At 36.5% G+C, this 23,935-nt stretch carries 15 protein-coding genes and 5 pseudogenes; 7 read left to right on the forward strand and 13 right to left on the reverse strand.

Annotated elements, in window-relative coordinates; genetic code table 11:
• Positions 1-5 precede the first annotated feature (5 nt).
• Positions 6-1,529 (reverse strand): IS21 family transposase, encoded by a 1,524-nt coding sequence (gene istA, locus LVD15_RS03725; RefSeq protein WP_233776528.1) that lies wholly within the window; start codon positions 1,527-1,529, stop codon positions 6-8.
• A 200-nt stretch (positions 1,530-1,729) separates the two neighbouring features.
• On the opposite strand from istA, the pseudogene LVD15_RS03730 reads away from it, so the two are divergent.
• A pseudogene (locus LVD15_RS03730) lies at positions 1,730-2,548 on the forward strand (IS3 family transposase); the annotation flags it as partial.
• Positions 2,549-2,826: 278 nt separating this feature from the next.
• Here LVD15_RS03730 and LVD15_RS03735 read toward each other — a convergent pair.
• The 6 genes and pseudogenes from LVD15_RS03735 to LVD15_RS03760 form a co-directional block, all read right to left on the reverse strand.
• Entirely contained in the window at positions 2,827-4,965 is a 2,139-nt protein-coding gene (locus LVD15_RS03735; protein WP_233778992.1) for a DEAD/DEAH box helicase, read from the reverse strand.
• A complete protein-coding gene (locus LVD15_RS03740; protein ID WP_233778993.1) occupies positions 4,965-6,278 on the reverse strand; it encodes an ATP-binding protein in 1,314 nt (437 codons plus the stop codon). The genes LVD15_RS03735 and LVD15_RS03740 overlap by 1 nt, the downstream gene beginning before the upstream one ends.
• A gap of 2 nt (positions 6,279-6,280) precedes the next feature.
• Complete coding sequence (locus LVD15_RS03745) at positions 6,281-8,521, reverse strand: tellurite resistance TerB C-terminal domain-containing protein (RefSeq protein ID WP_233778994.1); 2,241 nt, start codon at positions 8,519-8,521, stop codon at positions 6,281-6,283.
• Positions 8,522-8,531: 10 nt separating this feature from the next.
• Entirely contained in the window at positions 8,532-8,810 is a 279-nt protein-coding gene (locus LVD15_RS03750) for an SH3 domain-containing protein (RefSeq protein WP_233778995.1), read from the reverse strand.
• Positions 8,811-9,367: 557 nt separating this feature from the next.
• Positions 9,368-10,591: a site-specific integrase gene (locus LVD15_RS03755; protein WP_233778996.1), complete on the reverse strand. Its 1,224-nt coding sequence runs from the start codon at positions 10,589-10,591 to the stop codon at positions 9,368-9,370.
• Between the two features lie 806 nt (positions 10,592-11,397).
• Positions 11,398-12,603: pseudogene (locus LVD15_RS03760) on the reverse strand (IS4 family transposase).
• Positions 12,604-13,439: 836 nt separating this feature from the next.
• On the opposite strand from LVD15_RS03760, the pseudogene LVD15_RS03765 reads away from it, so the two are divergent.
• The 6 genes and pseudogenes from LVD15_RS03765 to LVD15_RS03790 form a co-directional block, all read left to right on the forward strand.
• A pseudogene (locus tag LVD15_RS03765) lies at positions 13,440-14,677 on the forward strand (IS256 family transposase).
• Between the two features lie 188 nt (positions 14,678-14,865).
• A pseudogene (locus tag LVD15_RS03770) lies at positions 14,866-15,054 on the forward strand (IS1595 family transposase); the annotation flags it as partial.
• A 207-nt stretch (positions 15,055-15,261) separates the two neighbouring features.
• Entirely contained in the window at positions 15,262-15,765 is a 504-nt protein-coding gene (locus LVD15_RS03775; protein WP_233778997.1) for a hypothetical protein, read from the forward strand.
• Positions 15,746-16,786: a Mu transposase domain-containing protein gene (locus LVD15_RS03780; RefSeq protein ID WP_233778998.1), complete on the forward strand. Its 1,041-nt coding sequence runs from the start codon at positions 15,746-15,748 to the stop codon at positions 16,784-16,786. Before LVD15_RS03775 ends, LVD15_RS03780 begins: the two co-directional genes overlap by 20 nt.
• An 11-nt stretch (positions 16,787-16,797) precedes the next feature.
• On the forward strand, positions 16,798-17,616 hold the full coding sequence (gene istB / locus LVD15_RS03785; protein ID WP_233778999.1) for an IS21-like element helper ATPase IstB: 819 nt from the start codon (positions 16,798-16,800) through the stop codon (positions 17,614-17,616).
• 6 nt (positions 17,617-17,622) lie between these two features.
• Positions 17,623-18,369: pseudogene (locus tag LVD15_RS03790) on the forward strand (IS1595 family transposase); the annotation flags it as partial.
• Positions 18,370-18,579: 210 nt separating this feature from the next.
• On the opposite strand, the gene LVD15_RS03795 reads toward LVD15_RS03790, so the two are convergent.
• The 6 genes from LVD15_RS03795 to LVD15_RS03820 form a co-directional block, all read right to left on the reverse strand.
• A complete protein-coding gene (locus LVD15_RS03795) occupies positions 18,580-19,140 on the reverse strand; it encodes a hypothetical protein (protein WP_233779000.1) in 561 nt (186 codons plus the stop codon).
• A 26-nt stretch (positions 19,141-19,166) separates the two neighbouring features.
• On the reverse strand, positions 19,167-19,580 hold the full coding sequence (locus LVD15_RS03800; protein ID WP_233779001.1) for a hypothetical protein: 414 nt from the start codon (positions 19,578-19,580) through the stop codon (positions 19,167-19,169).
• Positions 19,581-19,641: 61 nt separating this feature from the next.
• Positions 19,642-19,917 carry a transposase gene (locus LVD15_RS03805; RefSeq protein ID WP_233779002.1) on the reverse strand — a complete coding sequence of 92 codons (276 nt, stop codon included), beginning with the start codon at positions 19,915-19,917 and terminating at the stop codon, positions 19,642-19,644.
• 154 nt (positions 19,918-20,071) lie between these two features.
• Positions 20,072-21,448: a glycosyltransferase family A protein gene (locus tag LVD15_RS03810; RefSeq protein WP_233779003.1), complete on the reverse strand. Its 1,377-nt coding sequence runs from the start codon at positions 21,446-21,448 to the stop codon at positions 20,072-20,074.
• Between the two features lie 13 nt (positions 21,449-21,461).
• Positions 21,462-22,151: a thioesterase II family protein gene (locus LVD15_RS03815; protein ID WP_233779004.1), complete on the reverse strand. Its 690-nt coding sequence runs from the start codon at positions 22,149-22,151 to the stop codon at positions 21,462-21,464.
• Between the two features lie 7 nt (positions 22,152-22,158).
• Positions 22,159-23,934: an ABC transporter ATP-binding protein gene (locus LVD15_RS03820; protein WP_233779005.1), complete on the reverse strand. Its 1,776-nt coding sequence runs from the start codon at positions 23,932-23,934 to the stop codon at positions 22,159-22,161.
• Position 23,935 lies beyond the last annotated feature (1 nt).

Consider the following 23,935-nt stretch of genomic DNA (forward strand, 5'->3'; position numbering starts at 1 on the left):
ATTGTTTACTGGTAATGGTTAGCCCCTCTGATGTTTTTGTGAGAAGGGATATGTGATTGATGATTTTCTTGTTCTATTTCATGCTCGTCCATATTATTACTGAGTATATTTTTGAGCCTTTGATAGCTGTATGTGTCATGATGAACAGCCCTTAGGCAGGCTTTATCTACACGCTCATGGCCATAGTTTTTGGCCAGCATTAAAATGCCCATGGCTCTTTTGTAGTTAATCTCAGGATAGTCACCCTGCAGGAATAAACCTGTCATAAACAGCTTTACATTTACACCTATTTTACCTCCCTGATCAGAAAAATACTGGGGACTCCATTGGCTATAAGCACGGTGTGTACTGGAGAGGTGATTCTTATTAGTAATATAAGCACCCTTACTCATTACTCTATTATGCAGCGCAATGCGTTGGCTTTTGTAGTATACTTCAACATGTTTGGAGGTGTACTGTATCTGAGTTTGAGAGCCAATGTAGCGATAGGGAACGCTATAATAAGTCTTGTCAGCCGAGAAGTATACATATCCCATCTTCTGTACCTTGGCTCTGGCGTATTCTTTAACCTGATAAGTACTTTGGGGTAAGCTTTTTAGAAGGGATGATTCTACGGATTGGAACAGCTCTTTTCTGGAAGCTTCTTTTCTTTGAAAAAGCACATTATTATAGCCCTTAAGATGATGCTGGATCTCTTCATTAAGCGCTTCAATAGAGAAGAAAGTCATTTTACGCATAGGGTAATAAATGCGCTGATAGGCCAGCTGAACAGCATTTTCTACCAGTGCTTTATCTTGTGGGGCATAACTACGTGTAGGGTTTATGGCACACCCATAGTGATGAGCGAAGTCTTTGAAAGTTTTATTAATAACCGCCTCATACTTACTGGATCGGGTAACTGCCGATTTAAGGTTGTCTGACACGATGGCTACAGGTACTCCTCCAAAGAAGCGGAGTGCATTATTGAGGCATTGAATAAAGTCCTCCCTTTTTTGACTTTTACATGCTTCCACATAAGTATACTGACTAAAAGGAAGTGTGGCCACAAAAACTTCTACCTGGCTTACTTCTCCTGTAGATGGATCTACTACTTCTAATTTCTTACCTGCAAAATCAACATAAAGCTCTTTTCCTGCCTTGTGCTCTAACTTCATAGAACCTTTGGCCTGTTTGTACTTACGCTGATAATGGGTGGTAAACTGAGTGTAACTGTAACTATCCTGAGTTTGCTCAGCATACAACTGGTAGTGGTACTGAAGGGTAAAGCCAGGGTGATGACGCTGTGGGTGCATGGTCTCAAAAAAACGCATTAAAACCGCATAACGATCATTGTTTATGGTTGTCTTAGACGAAAATAGCTCTTCTAAAGCATCAGTATCCAACTGTAGCAATGCTTCCATGGGCTGATCGCTTGACTGAAGTGATCGCAAATAATGGTTAACAGTGTTTCTATTCACACCCAGGGTCAAAGCAATTTGCCGATTGCTCAGCCCTCTCAAATGAAGATTGATAATTTGTTTTAAGTCCATTATGTCAAGTTTATTCGCCATCCTTTTTTTGGGGCGATATTAACAATCAATGAACTCTTAAAGTGGCATAAATCGAACCGTAATAGGTATCAATTATTATAATATGGTGGCACAAATCGAACCGTAATCAAATAGATACACTGGCACGGTTTGAACCGAAATCACTGGCATATACCTAACCGAAATGGGTGGCATAATTCAAACCGTTGTATCCACCCTGCCAGAAAAAGCAGCTAGTTACGGAAATAAAAAGGGAATTTAATTACGCGATCAGCATCAGCAGGGCGTGCCGGGTTTTAAATCTTGCCAAATCCGTCTATTATTATTCATCTATTAAAAATGATGAGCCTATTATGGCTGCTTTAAAAGAAAAAGCAGAGCAGTTTCCCAGAGAAGGTTTTTGGAAAGCTTTCAGGCGACTTCGCAATGAGGGGCATCAATGGAATCATAAGAAAGTACATAGAGTCTATAAATCCATGGGATTAAGTATGCGTAGAAAGACAAAAAAAAGACTGCCCGCAAGAGTGAAAGAGCCTTTGGAAATACCGCCTGTAATCAATCATACCTGGTCTATTGACTTTATGAGTGATGCTCTATTGAACGGCAGAAAGTTTCGATCTTTCAATGTAATGGATGATTTTAACAGGGAAGCGCTACATATAGAGATTGACTATTCTCTTAAGAGCAATAAAATAGTATGGGTTTTAAACCATTTAATTAAACGTCGAGGCAAACCTGAGCGGATCAGGATGGATAATGGCCCTGAATTTATTGCAACATTAACTAAGGAATGGAGCCAAATGCACGAAATCGACTTCATTTATATACAACCAGGTAAGCCCACTCAAAATGCCTACATAGAAAGGCTGAATGGCACCTTCAGAAGAAATGTATTGGATGTGTGTCTTTTTGATGATATAAATGAAGTGCGTGAAGCTACTGAAAAGTGGATGAATGACTATAACTTTTTCAGGCCTCATGAAAGTCTGAATGACTTGAGTCCGGTGCTGTATGCACAGAGGGCGTTAACAGTGGATAACTCTATCGAGTTACCCACAATTAACACCTGATTTCAATAATAATAATTGTTAGAAATCTATACATTTAAACAGTCCTAATTTTGGGGCGCTTACAGTTTGATTGGCTAATGCCGAGAGAAACTAAGATCATATGAAGTAAATGAAAATTTCATGCCGTTAAACTCAAAATCTTTTGCAAATATACGCCTCTTATGCTTAATTAATTCGGCAATACACCACTTAAACAATATGTTTCAAGAAGCCTATCCATAAATAAGCTATATTTCGTTTTCACATAAGTTTATTTTCGTTAGCAGGTCAAATACCCCCTCAAAATCAAACATTTTCTCTCTTAAAAGATAAGCCTGATACTCTAAGGGCAAATATTTTCCCCACTTATAAAAGCCAATTAATCCCTCATTTGCCTTTAGCTCATCAATGATATAATCATGAATTTCATCCTGTGTTAGCTTTATAACCTGAGCCAAAACTTCCCCAAACCTATCCAATGTTTCCGGAACCTCAATTAAGCTTTTGCTATCATCAATGTGCAGTTCACAGTTAAAACATTTAAAAAGAAAAACGATTGTATTATTGATTTCAGAACCAGTGAATGTATAAACCTCTAGTTTTCCTTCTTTCTCGATCACTGGACGATCATATTCAAAATCCTTAATATTGAACCCATTGAAATCGGCCCTTAACTTATCTATTTCGTCGTGACTTTCTACATTGAGATACTCATATCCTTCTGAATTCATCAAGATTCTTAGCATCTCTGCACGAACTCTTTTATGAATACTTCCAGTTCTACCAAAAAACTTAGGTTTCTTCCCATCTTTAGCTGGAACTACAATAATCTTGGCCCCTTTGATATCTACATCCTTTATCTTCCAAATAGAAGCTGCAAGCAGAATATTCTCATCTTTTTTAACTTGAGGGGAGTAAGGAATATTTCCTATCACCTTTCCTGAGTGAGTAACTTTAAAGTTAAGCTCTGTTGAAAAGACACTATAAAACTCCCTTGAGTTAACTATAAATTCTCCAGTCACTCCGATTATCAACTCTCTCTCAAAAGATTCCAGGTAATCTGATTTTATGGATTGATTAATTAAATCATCTATATCTTCACTAGAAATATGCTCAAAAGTGGGGTTGCTTCTTAAGTGATCATTAAGTTCTTTCTTAGAACATCCAGACAACTGCTTAACGATGGACAACATTTGATGAAAGAGTATATCATAAGGCCTCTGAATGATCTTTATTGGCTCAAGAAAGTCTTCTTGATACAATTTCCAACATGCTAGTGACTGCAATAGACTCCATTCATTTGTAGCATATAGACTTAAAAGGCTCATTTCCCCTTCTCTTCTACCACTACGCCCAACTCTCTGTACTAGTGATGCAACGGAGTGAGTCGAATCAACTTGAACCACCTTATCAATTGTTCCGATATCTATACCAAGCTCAAGGGTTGAAGTACATGTAATACAAAAATTGAAATGCTCTTTCTCTTTGGCAAAGCGCTCGATACTTTCACGTATTTCTTTGTCTACTGATGAATGATGTGCAAAGTAGTTCCTATGCCCACCAACCTTAGATGAGATTTTCAAAAGCTTGACCGCAATTTCCTCTACTCTACCCCGACTATTAGGGAATATTAATGCCTTGCTGACACTTGTTTCTTTGTAAAGTTCTTTCAATAATGAAAGGGGAAGCTCCACGGATTCTGATTTGAAATATTTGAATGAAACCTCCGTGTCCTTTTTTGTCCTATCAATTAGTATTTTGGTACGATCTACATCCCCAATCAGAAGTTTTGCAGAATAATAGTTTTCATCCCCTATAGTTGCCGACAAGCCTATGGTTATAATCCTTTCTTTGTTCAATCGCTGAATCCTCGACAACAAAGACATTAGTTGTAGACCTCTATCAACACCTAAAAAGGAATGAATTTCATCAATCACTATATAATGCAAATTCCCCAGTAAAGAGCTGACATTGTATGGCGCATTTACAAACATGGCTTCTATTGACTCCGGAGTAATCAACAATACTCCATTAGGATTCTTTAGCAGTTGATTTTTCAAAGACTTTTTGGCTTCACCATGCCATTTTGTAACCGATATCTCGAGATTTTCACAAAGTTCCTCTATTCTAAAAAATTGATCATTGATCAAAGCTATCAATGGTGAGATATAGAGTATCTGAACACCAGGTCTATTAAAATCTACCTTAGAAAGAATGGGAAGAAATGCTGCCTCTGTTTTACCTGAAGATGTTCTAGAGGCGAGAACATAATTATTATCAGTCTCAATAATTCGTGAAATTGCCGCTGCTTGAATAGGACGCAAATTTTCCCAGCGCTTATTACGAATGAATTTGCGAATCGGTTCAGAAAGTAGTTGATAAGACATTAAAGCTCTTCTATATTATCGACAGAACTTTCATTTGGCCTTTCATCATTAATTTCAATTTCTGAAATCAAGGAAGCTTTATTTGCACCAGGATTCTGTCTAAGAATACTGAGAATGTTAAGAAAATCCCTTATTACTTCTCTTGGAGTTAGAAATTCGTCAGCTCCAGGCTTGTTAAACATTTCTTCCATGAATTGATGGATATCAGAATCATTAATATCAATGTTAACTCCATAGTTAATATCAAAGATCCCTTTCAGCTTATTCAGTAGGACAAAAATCTCATTATGATCCAGCGGTGTAAGTCTAAGAACGGGTTGCGCCAAATCTCGGTAGGTTGATGTCTCATACTTGTTTGTTTCTAACCTTGTTTTAAGAGCATCATAACTAAAAAGCCCTCTTCTTGAGTTTTCTAAAAACTCTTTGGTTCCAGCTATATTGATGAACAGATTTGAGACTTTCCCCTGAAAACAATCATTGAAAATGGTCAGAATCTTTTCGTAATTCTTTTCCCTAGTTGTTGATGTTGAAATTTTATAAAGATTAATTGCCTCATCTAGATTAATCATAAATCCACTATACCCCATGCTAACAAACAGCCTACTGAAGTTCTTTAGCATGTCATAATAGTTAATATCATTTACTATCTCACGAACACCTAAATCCTGACGGGCTTCCGTCTTTGTAGTATATTCTCCCTTAAGCCACTTCAGCGCATTTCGCCTAAGAATGTCATCATCTTTTATATAACCTTCATAGTATTTTATAACTACTACACCAAAGTCAAACCCCCCAGATTCAGTAACCTCTTTTACGGTCTCCATTATAGAGGTTTGTATCAAGCCGAAATGCTTCTCATCTCTTATTTCTGTTATTGGGATGTTATTATCAATTGCGACTTTGGATACAACTTGCTCTATCCATTTATCAAGCAAAGTGGGCAAAGCTCCGCCCTCAGGCTTTGTCTGTATCGCTATATTATCCATGATGGAGCTATATAGCACCAGGGCTTTACCATCATTAGAATAAAGTCGATTATCAGGAGTAAAATCAGCATTCGTGACTACAAATTTTTGCTTGATAGCAACCGTATTAATTAAATGCAACATGAAACTCTTTCCAGACCCAAAGTCCCCAATCCAGAATTTCATCATGCTATGACCATTCTTTACATCATCCAATGCTTCTGTAAGAGCTTCTATTTCTAATGCTCGACCCACAGTAATGTGTTGAACTCCAATTCTGGGAACTACACCACCTGAAAGTGAATTAATAATTGCTGTTGCTTCTTTTGATTTAATCTTTAGTGACATACTTACTCTAATATTTCCTCGTAATAAGACTGCTCAATTATGTATGAATCATCCTCTTCTTCAATTAAAGGCTCACCCTCCAAAAACCCTTCGCAAGCCTCGTTGATAGCGTCAATTAATTGATTCTTAAATAATGAATTTTGAGATGCATACACATCTACCTCTGATTGCCGAATGATAAAGTCATTTTCTACAATCTTCTTAATGAGTCCTTCATGTATAGACGACAGTCCAATCTCCTTTTTGAAAAGGCTATTTGATGTCGATTCAGGTTCATTTGACTTATCTGGAGTTTCGATCAGTTTTAGCTCCTGACTTGATTCATCTTCTGTCTCTAGGTATTTGTTCAATAAACACACGGTTCCTTCGTGCTTCTTTCTTACACTATCTATTTCAGACTTGTCCAAACTGATCTTCTTCCTCTTTGGAGTGAATAAGTCATTTACTGCCTCCAGAGATTCATCAAGCATCATAGACTTGGCTAATTCTCTTAAGATTGATTCATAATCGATAAGTTTATCACTATCGGAAATTATCTTCTTTAGCTGATTTGGGATATCCTTCTTCTTGTATGATGAAATTGTATTGTAGTAAACATATTTTGTGTAATTTCTCAAGGCCTCAATGTGGTCATGTTTTGTGAGAAATTTGGCCGCCTCTAAAAATATTGCTTCTATTTTGGAATTCTTTAGATTACTCATTTCTAAATAATCAAGCTTATCCTTAAAAACAGTAAGATCCTGTATGTTAAAAGTAAGTTTTGCTAATTCCAATTCGGCACCCCATCTATTAACATTCAGAGCATTAAGTTCAATCTGTGTATCTATATTTGGGGAAGCAATGTTACCTGTAACATCTTGCATAGATAAATAAAGTTGCTCGCCTAAGGTATTTTCTATTAACTTAATAGTTGCCTGGGAGTAAGGATGAAATTCAGGTATATTTAATAGCCTTTTATGTCCATAGCACTCCCGGACCATATTTTCTATCTTCTTGAATATTGTTAAATAAAAGCTCTCTTGAAACTGATTAAATGCCGATTTTCGATCAAATTCTTCAGAGTAATTTGAAAACTTAAATTTTTCAATACTGATAACTTTATCAAAAATACTTTTCAACACTTCATCAATTTCTTTTTTCTCATTGATCCGATTAAGAACAGATATATAACTCTCAATGATTGCAATACAACAACCTTCTATAGAGTTAAAAGTATTTGATGGGTTATTGAATTTATTGAGCCACTTTACTTCTCTCGGCTTTAATCCTAGCTTTTTTTTGTATACATTACCCAATTTATACATATCTGGGTTATAATCAGAATACCCATTATCATAAAGATAATTTGGATCCTCATATTGCTCTAGCTTATCCTTAGCCTTCCGAGTTTCCAGTTTTCCCCATTCCCTTCTTAAAGAACCTAAAGAATAAAACCTTGTCTTTGGACAGATCTTTCCTATTAATTTAAACTGACTTTCTAACAAGTCTATATCGGAATGAGACTGATACTCATTCAAAAAATCAAAGTACAGCACAAAAGCATAGTTTGTATTACCTTCAATATCAACGAATTGACCTTTTATCACCTCGCCTTTAAAATATTCGTAGAATTCCTTCTGAGCTTTTGTGGCATGCTCAATCTCCTCAAATGAATAAACATAGGAATCACTCCAGTGAGGCACTTTGGAAAAATTAATTTTATTTCTATTAACATCCTTTGATTCAGCTGAACCTAAATAAAAGTCAGAAACATTTGTCCCATCGACATTTTGGCTCTTGCATTTCACTCTCCCAATCTCTACTATTTCCCTCTGATTATTCAATAAGAAAAACGCATGTTTCCCGAGTTCTGGGCAGATCTTTTCTAGTAGCTTAAACTGCCTTTCTAACTGCTTTAAATCTTTATGATCTTTGTAACTGTCATATAAATCGTAAAGCAAAATAAAGGCATAGTTTGAATTGCTTTCGATATCAATAAATTGGCCATTGAGCACTGCCCTTCTTAGATATTGGTAAAATTTCTTTTGTTCAGCAGTTGCCTCCTTGATTACATCACAGTTGTTAATATTTTTCTTCCTCCAATGTGGCACTTTAGATTTACTCTTATAATCTATAGCTAAATCCAATTGCTCTTTATTCACGTCAATAATGGACGAATCTGATCCAATCTTCCCCTTACTTATTTTTTTGACATGAGTTTTAGACTGTTGATTATAACTTTTCCGATGATCATCTGCTGCCATAGAGACCTTCTTAGATTTTCTTTTTTCTTCGGATAACTATAATTATCACCCCAACTATCAGCAGTATATATATTGCAGCTCTATTTGCAGCTCTTTCCTTTTTTGGAGGTTCTTTAATATCAACAATTGGAAGTCTCTTTAAATACCTGATCGCAGAAAAACCTTCAATATTCTTATACCTTAGGTGAATCCAATATTGAGTAGTATCACTTAAACATTCTACTGTATCTCCTTTTGGAATAATAGTAACCGATTTATAAGAGGTTCCTGGACCACTTCTTAAATTCAAGTCAACTGTAGTTATGTACAGATTATCCGCTTGCCCGTTAAACCCACAAAGTATAAACGCCTGAATTATTAGAATACCAATTATCAAGCCTTTCGACTTGAATAATAAAAATTTGATAATCATATAATTAATACTTAAAAAGTTCAAGTACTGATAGATACATTCTACCAAAAAATAGACCTATATTAGAAATATAATATATAATTATAGGATCAATAATATTCATTAAAGCCTTTTAATTAATAAGCTATTAAAACTTAAACTTTAATACAACTAACAATGTAATTATTCATACACCCTATTCAACCCAAACATTCATTAAGAAACCGAATAGTATAATAGACATATCTACATATAAGGATCTTCTCCTTACATTAAATAAATCAGTTGATCTGAATTAATTTGTTTTCCAAAGAAGCGACTTTTATTTCCGAACAGAAGAAAACCTAAATTATCAATAACAAGAAAGGGGGAACTTTTCATACAGACTTACTATAGATTTTCTAAAAAAATTTACGCTACTTTTAAGCCTTGAAACCTTCTTGCTTTATTAGTCACTACCTAAGCTTCTCCCTCAACCCCGCCATATCCCTACTGATCTTTTGCTTTATAACTTTAGCATAAATTTGTGTGGTACTCAATTTCGTGTGGCCAAGCATTTCACTCACGGTTTCTATGGGGATATCATTTGCTAAGGTTATAGTAGTTGCAAAGGTGTGCCTGGCAGTGTGGAAGGTGAGATTTTTATTAATTCCGCAAAGTACAGCCAGTTCCTTTAAATATTGATTAGTCTTTTGATTGGAATATACTGGCAGGCATTTGCCTTCACCTTTCATAGGCAAATCATTGCGGTGTTTATACTTCTTTAAAATACTTAATGCTTTTGGCAAAAGCGGTACTGAAAATAGCTTATCAGACTTTTGGCGTCTACCTGTAATCCACAATTCATTATCCACTCCTTTAATAATATTATCTGTCGATAAATTCAAGGTATCTATATATGACAACCCGGTATAACAGGCAAAAACAAACACATCTCTTACTAACACCAACCTATCTTTAGTCAGCTTTACACTTTCTACATGCTGCAGTTCATCATGATTTAAGTAGCATCTTTCTGTCTTCCTAAATTTCAGTTGGTATTTAATAAACGGGTTTTTAGTTATCGACTCTTCCCGTAAGGCCAGATTCATCATTTTACACAACCTTTCCATATGCTTCATTGTGCCATTCTGCGTACAGGGTAAGTGCGATTGCAAAGGATTATTTCTGACATACCTTTCAAAGGATTTAATAAAACCATAATTCAACTCTTCCAGGTAGATATCCTTTACTCTAAGTCTGGATTTAAGAAATCTACGAATATACCTTTCAGTACTCCGATAGTTCTTCATAGTGCCTTCCTTAAGCTCATAGCTCATTTCCCGATTATGATATTCTACAAGTTGAAGTAAGGTATTACGCTGCTGATCCTGCCCGGTATACCTGTTTTTAATGGCATCTGCTGTAATTATCTTTCGCCCCTTTTCCAGCTCTTCTATACATTCATATAATCTATTACGCAGGGTACCTAAATAGCTATTTAAAATATCGCTCCCATTGCCAGATTTACGCACTCGGGACTTCACAGCATCCCAATCTTCCAGATGTACCTTGAGCTTGATAGACATATCCACAGAGTGTCCATTAACCGTAATACGCACATAAATAGGCACCTGACCGCTTATTTTCTTATACTTCTTAACATAAAAAGAAAAACCAAATGTTGACTGACTCCTCATATAACATAGTGTTTAATGTAATTTGACTTTATTTGTGCCCTTTTTTAAAAAGGGCACAGAAACGGAGGTCATTTAGAACCAATCGAGTTCATTCAATAAAACTCAATCAATTGATTATCAATATATTAATTCATCATCAACACTAAAAATAGCAATAAAAAAGGGGGCACGAAAAGGGCACATTTTTATTGGTTTTCTTTGTGTTTAGTTGGTGGGGTAATAACAAAAAAACCCCTTAAAACATATGTTTTAAGGGGTTTTGGTTTTTGTTGTTGTAAAATCGTCGGGATGACTGTACTTGAACCCTATCTCACAATTATCTTATTATCAATGATTTATCTGATGCTGCAATATTCAGTTCACCGTATAGGTCTCATTTTTCAATTTCGTTTGACTTTGGTTAATCAGTGACTAAATCTAGTCAAATTTCACAAAAGAGTCAATTGATTCTTTCCTGCTTATAGTATTGCACAAGTTGAAAACAACGCGCCAACAACTAAAGACATGCGCGAACCAAGATATTGTATTTTTTGATTGATTAAGGGTTATAAATTCAGATAGCATGGTATTGCTGTCGCTACGCTCGTTAGTGGGAAATCACACCATCATGCCAAGCATGACGGCAACCGAGATCCAACATATTCAGAATTTGAGCACCAACGGGGGAATACTTATTTGTTAAGGATAATGCTTGAATAATTATTATTATTAAACACTAGTGTCCGACTAAACTCTGGGCTAAGAAATTTTAGCGATTCTAAGCAAGAAAAAAGTGGTTTTCTTCTATTCTGGAAAAGCGTGCCCCTTTACGGACTAAATAAAGGGTATTGAGTGGTTTTATATATTGTTTTTTGAAGTTCTAGGTCTGGATTATTTAGAAAGCGGGTAAGGTGAACATAGGCCATCAAGTGAAATCTTACCAATGAGACCATATTAGAGAAGGCCCATCTTTTTTTGATCTGTTTTCGGACTACTTCCATCAATAATAGACAGATCAGGGCACTCCAAATTTGGATCTCAATAGCATTTTGGTTGTCCCCCAGAAAATATTTGAGAGGAAAGTTCTGCTTCAGCTTTTTAAATAAAAGCTCTATCTGCCATCGGTATTTATAAATGGCCGCTATTGTGGCTGCTTCCAACTCCATATTATTGGTCATAAACACTAATAATTTATTATTGAGGTCATCATAATAGGCTATTCTTCTATTTTGAAGCTCTTGCACTTGTCCATCAGTCTTGAAACTGATAACAACTTTTTCATCCTTAAGTACACAAAAGTCTTTATCTTCAGGCAGTTCTAGCTCATCTATTGATTGATATCTGGCATTTTCCTTCATTCTGGTAATGTAAAATATCCCTTGATGACTCCACTATGCGTATTGTCTATAATCGATATACCCTTTATCCATCACCACATAGGATCCTTCTGGGAGTTGTAATTGCTTTAAAAATGTATGATCATGCTGACTTCCCTTGGTCAACCGTACTAAACATGGCATTAATTCTGCCGCATGAATCATTACATGAGCTTTAATGCCTCCCTTGCTTTTGCCATCTTTTCTAGGGCGTCCTGCTACCTTGAGAATATTTTTAAACAGACTAATAATCGTTGAATCAACAATATAAAGTTTATTGAGAACTTCCATTCTCAAGCGGCTGTACGGCAAAAGGTGCCGGTACTTTTTAAACAATTTCATGTAAATGTCTGCAAAGACTATACTACTGCGTTTTTTGTTGCTATCTGATAAAGTGGAACGTCTGGGTATAAATTGAATACCTAAATGGATCAGCTTGTTTTGGCAGGCCAAAAGCCCCGTAGTAAGCTCTCTGAGAGCACTTGCCCCACTGAAACAGCAGTATAACATGCTTACTAGGTGATGCCAAGTATTCAATTTCTTGTAATATCTGTCAGATTGGTATTTTGATATTATTTGATTTAACACCGATTTATCTATCAGCGATAATAGTTGAGAAAAGATTGGCTGTCCGTAGAAATATGTATTTTTACTCATGTGTGATTTTTTGTTGTGGTAAACCGAAAATACACATTATGGGGCACTCTTGAAATTATTCAGAGGCCCTATCTTTTTTCTCGGACACTAGTGATTATTAAATAAATAATCAAGAAACAAACCAATAAGCGCTAAATCTGCCCCAAGGATATTTGTTTTGCTCATTATTTTCTATAGTTTGAGTTGGACTTAAATAAGTATTCGATTTTGTTAGGAATAAATTCAGCTAACTCTTTCAATAGACGAATAGCATTAATTGCTTCCCCTCCACTTTAAGTACATATCCATGATCATAAATTATTAAATCAAGCCCGTTTATTGATAATCTTTTATGGATAGTGCTATTTTCGTCAACACCTGACTTATAAAGTATATCAAAATTTAATTTTGATCGAAGCTGAATATTATCACCAAAATTCAGCATATCACCTCTCGGGATTAAACCATCAGATTGAATACAAAAATTGTTGTCTCCATATTTATGGCGTCCAAGGAACTACCTCAATTTTAGTTGGTACATTATATTTTTTAGCCCCTGAGGAAAAAGTAAATACTATCTTCACCTACCCTGCTAATGTATATTATTAAAGGTTCGGTAGGATTAGACTCATCAGAAATAATTTTGACAAAACATACCTTCGGATCAAGTTTATTATATAGTCTGGATCGACGGAATCTGCTTCAAACTAAGACAGAACGGTAAAGGAATCAATAATGAACTAACATCGTGAGAAGCTGGGAACTAATTATGAGTCAGTTTATTAATCTTTAGAGACTGTCAATTCATCTCTGTCTAAACTTTGGATATAAAGAAATAATGTTTAGACTAAAGAGCAATGAACAAACAAGAGAAAGAAGAATTAAAGGAAAAAGCACTTAAACAATTTTTAAAAGGAGAATCTCTATTTGGTAAGGATGGGGCTTTCAGCCCCATGTTGAAGGAGTTCTTAGAAGAAGCTCTGGAAGCAGAAATGGAGGATCACCTATCCAGTGAAGAAAAAGGACGCTCTCATGGTAATAAGCGCAATGGCAAAGGCCAGAAAACAGTTAAGAGTAGTTTAGGAGACGTTGAGATAAATACTCCTCAAGATCGTCATAGCAGCTTTGAGCCAAGAATAGTAGAGAAACGCCAGCGTATACTGGCAGACAATCTTGAGAAGCAAATAATAGCCATGTACGGGCTAGGTAATAGTTTGAGAGATATTCAAGAACACATCAAGGAGATGTATGACACAAATATATCAACAGAGGTGTTAAGTGATATCACAGACCGAGTGATCCCTAAAGTAAAGGAGTGGCAAAACAGGCCATTAGAATCGGTCTATTGTATTGTTTGGTTAGATGCTATGCATTTCAAGGTGCGAGATGAGGGTAAGGTGAAGCATAAAGCCCTTTATAATATTTTAGGGATCAATAAGCAGGGCAAAAAGGAGATATTGGGCATGTACCTATCAGAAAGCGAAGGAGCTAATTTTTAGCTTCAGATACTTACTGAGCTACAAAATAGAGGCTTGAAAGATATTTTGATAGCCTGCACTGATAACTTGAAAGGTTTTAGTGAAGCGATACACTCCATCTACCCACAGACAGATGTTCAACTTTGTGTAGTTCATCAGATTCGAAATAGCTTGAAATATGTAGCCAGTAAAGAACAAAAAGTGTTTATACAAGATCTTAAATTAGTTTATCAAGCAGACACAAAAGATCAGGCAGAGACTGCTTTATTAGAACTGGAAGAAAAATGGGGGAAGAAATATCCTGTGGTGATACGGTCTTGGAATGATAACTGGGAACTACTTAGCACTTATTTCGATTACAGTAAACCTATAAGAAGGCTAATATACACTACAAATCCAGTGGAAGGCTTTCATAGACAAGTAAGAAAAGTTACCAAGAGTAAAGGAGCATTTACCAGCGATATGGCCTTGATGAAATTAGTTTACTTAGTTTGCAGACGTATTGAGAAAAATGGACTTCACCTTTGCTGAATTGGGGCTTGACGGTGCAGCAATTAGCCATTAGATTTGAGGGCAGATTGGAACTGGAACTAAAAACCAGTCAAACCAAAAAATAAAAAATTCCCTTCTAGGGGCTAGCCCCTAGAAGGGAAGCGGACAGAGATGAGCTAACACTCCCACTCTTTATGCTGATAGATGTTGAATTTAAATTATTACCTTTCCATCGTTGGTTAATGACAAATACACAAAATTATAATGATTATCCGTAATTACCCATAATGTAAAAAAAGGATTAAATTAGTGCATGGATATATTCAGTTTCACTACCCACTTCAGTGATGAACAATCATGCAGGGAGCATTTTAAAGGAGAACGTGACAAGTTAGGAGTTATACGTCACCGTTGCGGTCATGATCAGCATTATTGGATAAAAAGCCGATGGAGCTATGAGTGTAAAGCTTGCCGAAGTAGAACTTCTTTACGCATGGATACCACGGTTTGAATTATGCCACCCATTTCGGTAAGGTATATGCCAGTGCTTTCGGTTCAAACCGTGCCAGTGTATCTACTTGATTACGGTTCGATTTGTGCCTCCATATTATAATAATTGATACCTATTACGGTTCGATTTATGCCACTTTAAGAGTTCATTGATTGTTAATATCGCCCCCAAAAAAGGATGGCGAATAAACTTGACATAATGGACTTAAAACAAATTATCAATCTTCATTTGAGAGGGTTGAGCAATCGGCAAATTGCTTTGACCCTGGGTGTGAATAGAAACACGGTTAACCATTATTTGCGATCACTTCAGTCAAGCGACCAGCCCATGGAAGCATTGCTCCAGTTGGATACTGATGCCTTAGAAGAACTGTTTTCGTCTAAGACAACCATAAACAATGATCGTTATGCGGTTTTAATGCGTTTTTTTGAGACCATGCACCCACAGCGTCATCACCCAGGCTTTACCCTTCAGTACCACTACCAGTTGTATGCCGAGCAAACTCAGGATAGTTATAGTTACACTCAGTTTACCACCCATTATCAGCGTAAGTACAAACAGGCCAAAGGTTCTATGAAGTTAGAGCACAAGGCAGGAAAAGAGCTCTATGTTGATTTTGCAGGTAAGAAATTAGAAGTGGTAGATCCATCTACAGGAGAAGTAAGCCAGGTAGAAGTTTTTTGTGGCCACACTTCCTTTTAGTCAGTATACTTATGTGGAAGCCTGTAAAAGTCAAAAAAGGGAGGACTTTATTCAATGCCTCAATAATGCACTCCGCTTCTTTGGAGGAGTACCTGTAGCTATCGTGTCAGACAACCTTAAATCGGCAGTTACCCGATCCAGCAAGTATGAGGCGGTTATTAATAAGACCTTCAAAGACTTCGCTCATCACTATGGGTGTGCCATAAACCCTACACGTAGTTATGCCCCACAAGATAAAGCACTGGTAGAAAATGCTGTTCAGCTGGCCTATCAGCGCATTTATTACCCTATGCGTAAAATGACTTTCTTCTCTATTGAAGCGCTTAATGAAGAGATCCAGCATCATCTTAAGGGCTATAATAATGTGCTTTTTCAAAGAAAAGAAGCTTCCAGAAAAGAGCTGTTCCAATCCGTAGAATCATCCCTTCTAAAAAGCTTACCCCAAAGTACTTATCAGGTTAAAGAATACGCCAGAGCCAAGGTACAGAAGATGGGATATGTGTACTTCTCCGCTGACAAGACTTATTATAGCGTTCCCTATCGCTACATTGGCTCTCAAACTCAGATACAGTATACCTCCAAACATGTTGAAGTATACTACAAAAACCAACGCATTGCTCTGCATAATAGAGTGATGAGTAAGGGGGCTTATATTACTAATAAGAATCACCTCTCCAGTACACACCGTGCTTATAGCCAATGGAGTCCCCAGTATTTTTCTGATCAGGGAGGTAAAATAGGTGTAAATGTAAAGCTGTTTATGACAGGTTTATTCCTGCAGGGGGACTATCCTGAGATTAACTACAAAAGAGCTATGGGTATTTTAATGCTGGCCAAAAACTATGGCCATGAGCGTTTAGATAAAGCTTGCCTAAGGGCTGTTCATCATGACACCTACAGCTATCAAAGGCTCAAAAATATACTCAGTAATAATATGGACGAGCATGAAATAGAACAAGAAAATCATCAATCACATATCTCTTCTCACAAAAACATCAGAGGGGCTAACCATTACCAGTAAACAATAATTTTATGAACAATAATCAAACAATAGAAAAACTAAAATCCATGAGGCTATCTGCGATGGCTGAACTGCACAGACAACAACTCAGCAGCAATGCTTATCAAAAATGTACCCCAGATGAATATCTGGCCTTACTCACTGAAAGTGAATGGGAAGACCGGCAGAATAAGAAGATTACACGGCTGATAAAAAAAGCCACCTTCAAGCAGCAGGCAGACATGGATGAAATAATCTTCTCTGAAGATAGGAATCTGGATAAAAACATGTTCAACAGGTTGTCCTCCTTACAGTTCATCAAGCAAAGTGAAAACATCATTATCACAGGTGCTTCAGGAGTCGGCAAAAGCTTTATGAATCAGGCCATAGGCAGACAAGCTTGTCTGATGGGCTACAGCACCATCTATCAGGTAACAGCTCGCCTATTCAACAAAATGAAACTTGCCAAAGTAGATGGCACCTATATCAAAGAACTCAAAAGAATTACCTCTGCCCAACTCTTAATACTAGATGATTTTGGTTTACAAAGCATGGACAATATTGCAAGAGAAGTACTTATGGATATTATCGATGATCGTCATGGAAAAACTTCAACTATAATCTCCTCTCAAATACCAGTATCAGCCTGGTATGATATTATTGGTGAAGGCACTATTGCTGATGCCATATTAGACAGGCTCGTTAACTCTTCTCATAGAATAGATCTCAAAGGAGAATCTTTTGAGAAAAGGTATGTTGAAACATTAATATTTACTAAAATTACGAAACTCTTAAAGTGGCATAGACACACCGAAATCACTGGCATAGTCCGACCGAAACAACTGGCATAGTCCGACCGAAATAGCCAACGCAGCGGCACGATCATGCAAGACTCTAATCTTTCCTTTCTGGTTTGGTACAAAACAATGTTTTTAATGAGTGTTACCAAAAAAGGTTTTTCCAGCAAGGAAATTCAGAAGCAATTGGGATTGAAACGATATGAGCCCGTATGGGCAATGGTTCATAAACTGAGAAAAGCCATGGGAAATCGAGATTCCAGATACACTTTAGAGGGAATGATTGAGATGGATGAGGGCTATTTTACAGTGGAATCAACTGAGATCGAGAAGAATAAAGGGAAAAGAGGTAGAGGAGCGGCAGGAAAACAAAATGTAGCAGTAATGGCTGAATCTACTCCTTTAGAAGACTTGGAAACAGGTAAAAAAGAACGCCAATGTCGTTATTTCAAAGCTAAAGTACTTAAAGACCACAGTTCACAGGAAGTAGACCATGTATTACAATCATCCATTGATGAACAAAGTATCGTATTTTCAGACCAAAGCACTTCCTATGTTAACATTGCTGATTATATAGAACTTCACATTACTGAGAAATCTAATAAGCAAACCACTAACGAGACGCTAAAATGGGTACATATCACCATTAGCAATGCCAAAAGAACATTTCTAGGGAACTACCATAAGATTAAAGGAAAGTACCTTCAATTGTATCTCGATGAGTTTGTTTACAAACTCAATAGACGATACTTTGGTGATAAGCTCTTTGATAGACTCGTTATAGCTAACATTACAGCATATGACTAATTAGGCCTCCCTTGATAATTGCATAAATCAAAACAAGATATAAAAGCTGGACTGATTAAGTCCAGCTTTTTTTGTTATAAATCTGAACACCTTCCGCTTTAGCGTCTTCGAAAAGTGCAAAATCGTGAGTGGTTTTATTAATAAATCTGAAGGAATATCGATTTAGAATAGTATAGACACACCGATCCCTAAGGCTTTTCTGATTTAGGTTTAGGCGGCCTGAAGTAGTGGTATGTTTTCTGATTTCTTTTTGCTCATCTTAACAGCATTGGCCATCATAACGGCAAAGAATACATGTATCATTTCTCGTTTTTCTCCCTTAACCTTGATTTTATTCAGGCCGTAAGCCGTTTTATGGGTACCAAAACTTCCCTCCATCACGGTTGCTCTCTGGTTAGAGATGAGGCTTCTGAGTTTGCTTTCCTCAGGTTTGTTTATCTTGGGGCCTTTCTTTGGAAAGCAAGTGAACACTTTCCTTACTGTTAAATACTTTCTGTTGGCATTAGTGGCATAAATGCGATCTGCCCCCAGCTGATGAAGGGAGCCAAATATCGATCTATGTTTTAAACTACTTATTTTTAGTCTGGTACTTTCATTGAATGCCCTGAACTCCATGGCATCAATAAAGCAGATGCCGTCAACCTGAAGCATGTGGGTTTTCATTCCAAACTCAACCCTTTTAGTTTCTTTGCCTCGTACGATAGGCCTGACATAAGGTCTGGGAAGCGATACTATCCTGTTTTTCAATTCTTTAGCTGGATGATGCTGCAAGAATTGCTGTTGCTCAAGTACCTTCTTTATTGTTTTAGGTATGATCGCTCTTGAAAGTGAAGCTGTATTTGTGGGTTTTCATTGAGTAAGTATTGCAGCTGTCCAAGCCCTTTGGACAGTAGATATATCAATGCCTTTTTACGCTTGCGTCCAGCTTTGTATGTCTTTTTTCGACTACGATCGTAAGACATCTGCTTGCGTTTTTGATCTATATATTTGGAGCGAGGCCGTTTTACACCTAATATTTTACTCCATCTGTAAAGCTGTTTTTCAAACACCCATTGACAGCTTTCCCAAAGTAGTTTTACATCGGTAGGAAAACGAATATAACTTTCATAGCAAGTGGCATCCATTAAGAGAACATGTGTATTATTCATATCTCTTTTCCAATGATGAATGAGTACTTCCTGAAGTTGTTGCCAATCAGTATTATCAGTCATATACGTCCTGATTCTACTTAAAATGGCCTTATCCTTAATTCTTTGGTTATCATCCAACAATTTATTGCAAAAAAAGCTGAAGGCTCCAGTCCGTATTAAATCGTTCTATTAACTTCTCGTCACTCAGGTTTAAATAAGATTTTAGAAACATTAGACCAAACATGCCTTGGGCCGAAAACCAGCGGGGTGCGCCTGGGCCTCTATTTTCCTTTGGCAAACATTCTGAAAGTTGACTCCAAGGAATAGTATTATAAACCTTACCTAATTTGCTATTCTTGAATAAGTACCATTTTGGAGTTAAGTAATCTTGCGGTTGGAAAAGCTCTTGATCTCTCATATATTGCAGTGTTAATTGTGATTAGGCACTACAATTTAACAAATCAAAAACCCCGAAAAAAGCTTTATATAGCTAATTTCGGGGTTTTATTTTATGCTTTAATACTGATAAGAAACTGTATTTCAGTGTTTTTTATTTAAAAGGGAGGCCCTAATTACGGATAATCATAAAAATTATTTAGAGACTCTTTTAAAGAAGCTCCTTTAACTGGTAGTTTTTCACGTTCACTTATACTTGTTAATTTAATTGCCTTTTTATTATGAGTAATCACAATGTCTATTTCGATCTTTTCTACATTTTCTGAAATCTTACTTTTTATCCTCTTTAAAAGCTCTGAATAAAAAACTTCGTCCTCATTAAATTCAAAAATTGTCACCAAATCTCGTGCAAATTCTAATTTTAATATTTGATTAGCCACTGATAAATCATACCCTACATCTATAGCTATTTGTCTCATTGGTGCTTTTTTCCAGGTAGATACCGCATAGCTATTTTTATCTGTAAAACCCTCCACAATCAATTTGATCGCCTCCCCTAATAGGAGTACCACATTAGCTCTTTTTACAGGTGATTTATCTAAGAAAAGTAGGGCATCTTGCAAGGCGGCACCATATTGCACTACGCTATCTTTTGATATATCAGGAAGTATACTAGTGTCAGTGCTGGAACTTGATAATAGTGTGATTTCCGATAAATTGTGGTTCTCGACGTGTTCAAAAGCCGCTTGCATAGCTATTTGCACTTCTTTTTCTTTCAAAAGATTGTGACCTCTTGCTGAAAAATAATTGAGGGAATCCCGGTATTCAATTGAGTCTAACCAATCACTGGCCTCTGAGTAGTCATAATCTGATGAAAGTATCTTTTCCACATTTTTTGATATATTGGATGGGAGCTTTTGAGCATACCCAAACAGCATATCGAAATGATCTTTATTCCAAGTATTTGTACCGTGACATACATATATATAAAGATTATTTGCAACGGTTGGGAACACCTTACTTCTCATTAGTAAAGTATTCATAAACTCATAATCTTCAGAACGCTCCAATGTTTCATATTTGCAATCATCAATCAATGACCGTAACCCAAAAACTGTATTTTCCCATAATCTAAAGCCAGAAAAGTATGCCTGTTTTTCTTCCTCGTCAAACATTATGATGTTAGTAAGCATGGATACAGGATGAATATTTTCTTCCGCCGCCTTAAACTGCTTGAGAAGTCTGTCTCTATGATACCAATCATCGTCATCCCACTGACAAAAGTATTTTCCATTAGCATTTTGAATGGAGATATTTCTAAGCTCCCCTAGTTTAATATTATGTTCAGCCTCCAACTTCACTAACACAAATTGCTCATCATTAAATTGATTGACATACTCAATAGTCTCATTATCTGACTCCCTGCATACAATAACCATCTCCTTGTTAGGATAACTTTGACCTAAGAAGCAGCTAATTGATCGTCTTAAATATTGGATACGATGATCTGTAACGCAAACACATGATATCAATGGGAAATCGATTTTATCCATAGTTAAATTCATTTTAATAGGTAAACAGTTTTTGCTCAAAATACTTTATCAATAAATCCTTATTACTGAAAATATAAAAGTGATCCCCCGTAAACACCTGTACATCAAAATCTTTCCTAGTTTCCTTACTCCAAGCATAAGCCATACCGGGAGTTACATAATCATCAGAACCAATGAGCACTGATAATGGTATAGGCAACGGTAAAGATTTATAATAGCGATATGTTTCTACCGCCTTAAAATCCGATCTGATATAGCTAGAGAAGAGATGAAAAGCTTTGGGATTTCTAATTAACTCTTCTGGTAAACCACTGTAGCCTTTCAGGCTATGAAAAAACTCTTGATCAGGTAATTGGCTGATTTTTCTATTTGGTCTTGATAAATAGGGCGCACCATTAGCTGAAAAAATAGCTCTTACAGGAAGCACCCTTTCCTGTTCAATGAGTAACTTACATAATTCATAAGCCACTAATGCTCCCATACTATGTCCGAAAATAGCATATGGCTCAGAAATCAAGTGTTGCACTTGTTCCAAGACATCTTTTGCCATGCCTTGAATGGATAACAATGGAGCTTGCCCAATCCTAGTTCCTCTTCCGGGCAATTCCGGAGTTATAAATTCGATGTTATGCGATTTTATAGATTCAAAGGCTCTATAGGAATTTTTTGATCCTCCGGCATATGGGAGTAGTATTAATTTCACTATCTAATTATTTGGAGGGTTCTAGCTTGTGGTCGGCTCCGGTCTGCTGCCTCCACATAGCGTAATATAAACCTTTGATATCAAGTAGATCATAGTGCGTACCCTTCTCAACAATCTCTCCGTTTTCAAGTACATAAATATGATCTGCAAACATTACCGTTGAAAGTCGGTGGGCTATGAGTAAAGTGATGTAATTATCATTAGCGGTAACTTCTTTAATAGTCCTGCTAATACCTTCTTCTGTAATAGAATCTAATGAAGAGGTAGCCTCATCAAAAATAAGAAGACTCGTTTTTCTTAATAATGCCCTGGCAATGGCTAAACGCTGTCTTTCTCCACCAGATAGTTTTAACCCACCTTCTCCAATTATAGTTTCTAAACCGTGGTCAGCTCTATGCAATAAATCATAGCATGAGGCGTTCCTCAAAACTTCATGGATTTCTTGCTCAGAGGCTGATGGGTTTACAAAAAGCAAGTTCTCTTTTATCGTACCAGAAAATAATTGGGTGTCCTGAGTAACCATTCCTATCTGAGATCTAAGATGCTCTGAATCAATATCTCCTTGATTAAGCCCATTTATGAGCACATGCCCCTCCAATGGTTCATAAAGGCCAATAAGTAGTTTTACTAAAGTAGATTTTCCAGCTCCTGATGGGCCTACAAATGCTACAGTATCGCCTCTATTTACTTTAAATGATATATTATTTAATGTATTCGACCTTGCCGATTTATGTTTGAATATAATATCTTCAAATTGTAGAGTCTTTATTGCACTTATAGTTTGCGGTCTTAAGGGCCTTAACTCTACTGGCTTACTTAACAGAACACTCATATTTCCCATTGACGCCTGTGCTTCTCTGTAAGAAACTATCACATCACCTAGTCCTTCCATAGCACCTATGATGAAGAAAAAATACAACTGCATCATTAACAGCTGACCTACGGTCATTCTATCATAAAAAACAAATAAGATGAGTGAAAATATTATTAGCTGCTGCAATGAATGAACGAACGCATGGTATCCAAAGCCAATCAGGCGTACGCTCTTTAATTTTTTAATTTCTTCATGCAGTATGGCAAATGTAATATGCTTAAACCTTGCTACTTCTTGTCCTACTAAACCGAGGCCCTTGATTAATTCAATATTTCTAAGGGATTCGGTAGCCATGCCTGAAAGGGCCGTTGTTTTATCTACTATTATTTGCTGTATGCTTTTTAATTTATTACTGATTATTCTTGTTAAGAAGAACATTAAAAGCGCTCCTCCCAGATAGACTACTACCAGCCAAGAACTCAATTGAATAGCAATGATGGTCACTATAGTGATACCAATTGATATCTCTATAACTACCGTGAGCACCTTGGTTAAAAATTTTTCACCATCGTTCCTTACTCTTTGCAGAATCGCTAATATTTGACCACTACTTTCATCTTCAAAATCCTGATATGGTAGAGACATCGTGTGCTTTTGAACATCAATGAATAGATCTGCTCCAAATTTTTGTATCACCATGTTGAGGTAATAATGCTGATACCCTTTAGCTATCCAAGAGATAGTACTTACTATCAGCATTAAAAGCATTCCTTTTAAAACTCCCGAATAGAATTGTTCACCAAGTCCATTTTGCCTGTAATATTCAGCCTTACTAGCGAATGGATCTATAAGCCAGTTTCCTAATATGTAAGGGTTAAGAAAATTGAATGAATTATTTACCACGGCAAATACCAGGGCTAATATTAACAGGTATCGATAAGGCTTGAGATAATTGAATAAGAGACGCATA

It is taken from the genome of Fulvivirga maritima, from assembly GCF_021389955.1.
Taxonomy (GTDB): Bacteria; Bacteroidota; Bacteroidia; order Cytophagales; family Cyclobacteriaceae; genus Fulvivirga; species Fulvivirga maritima.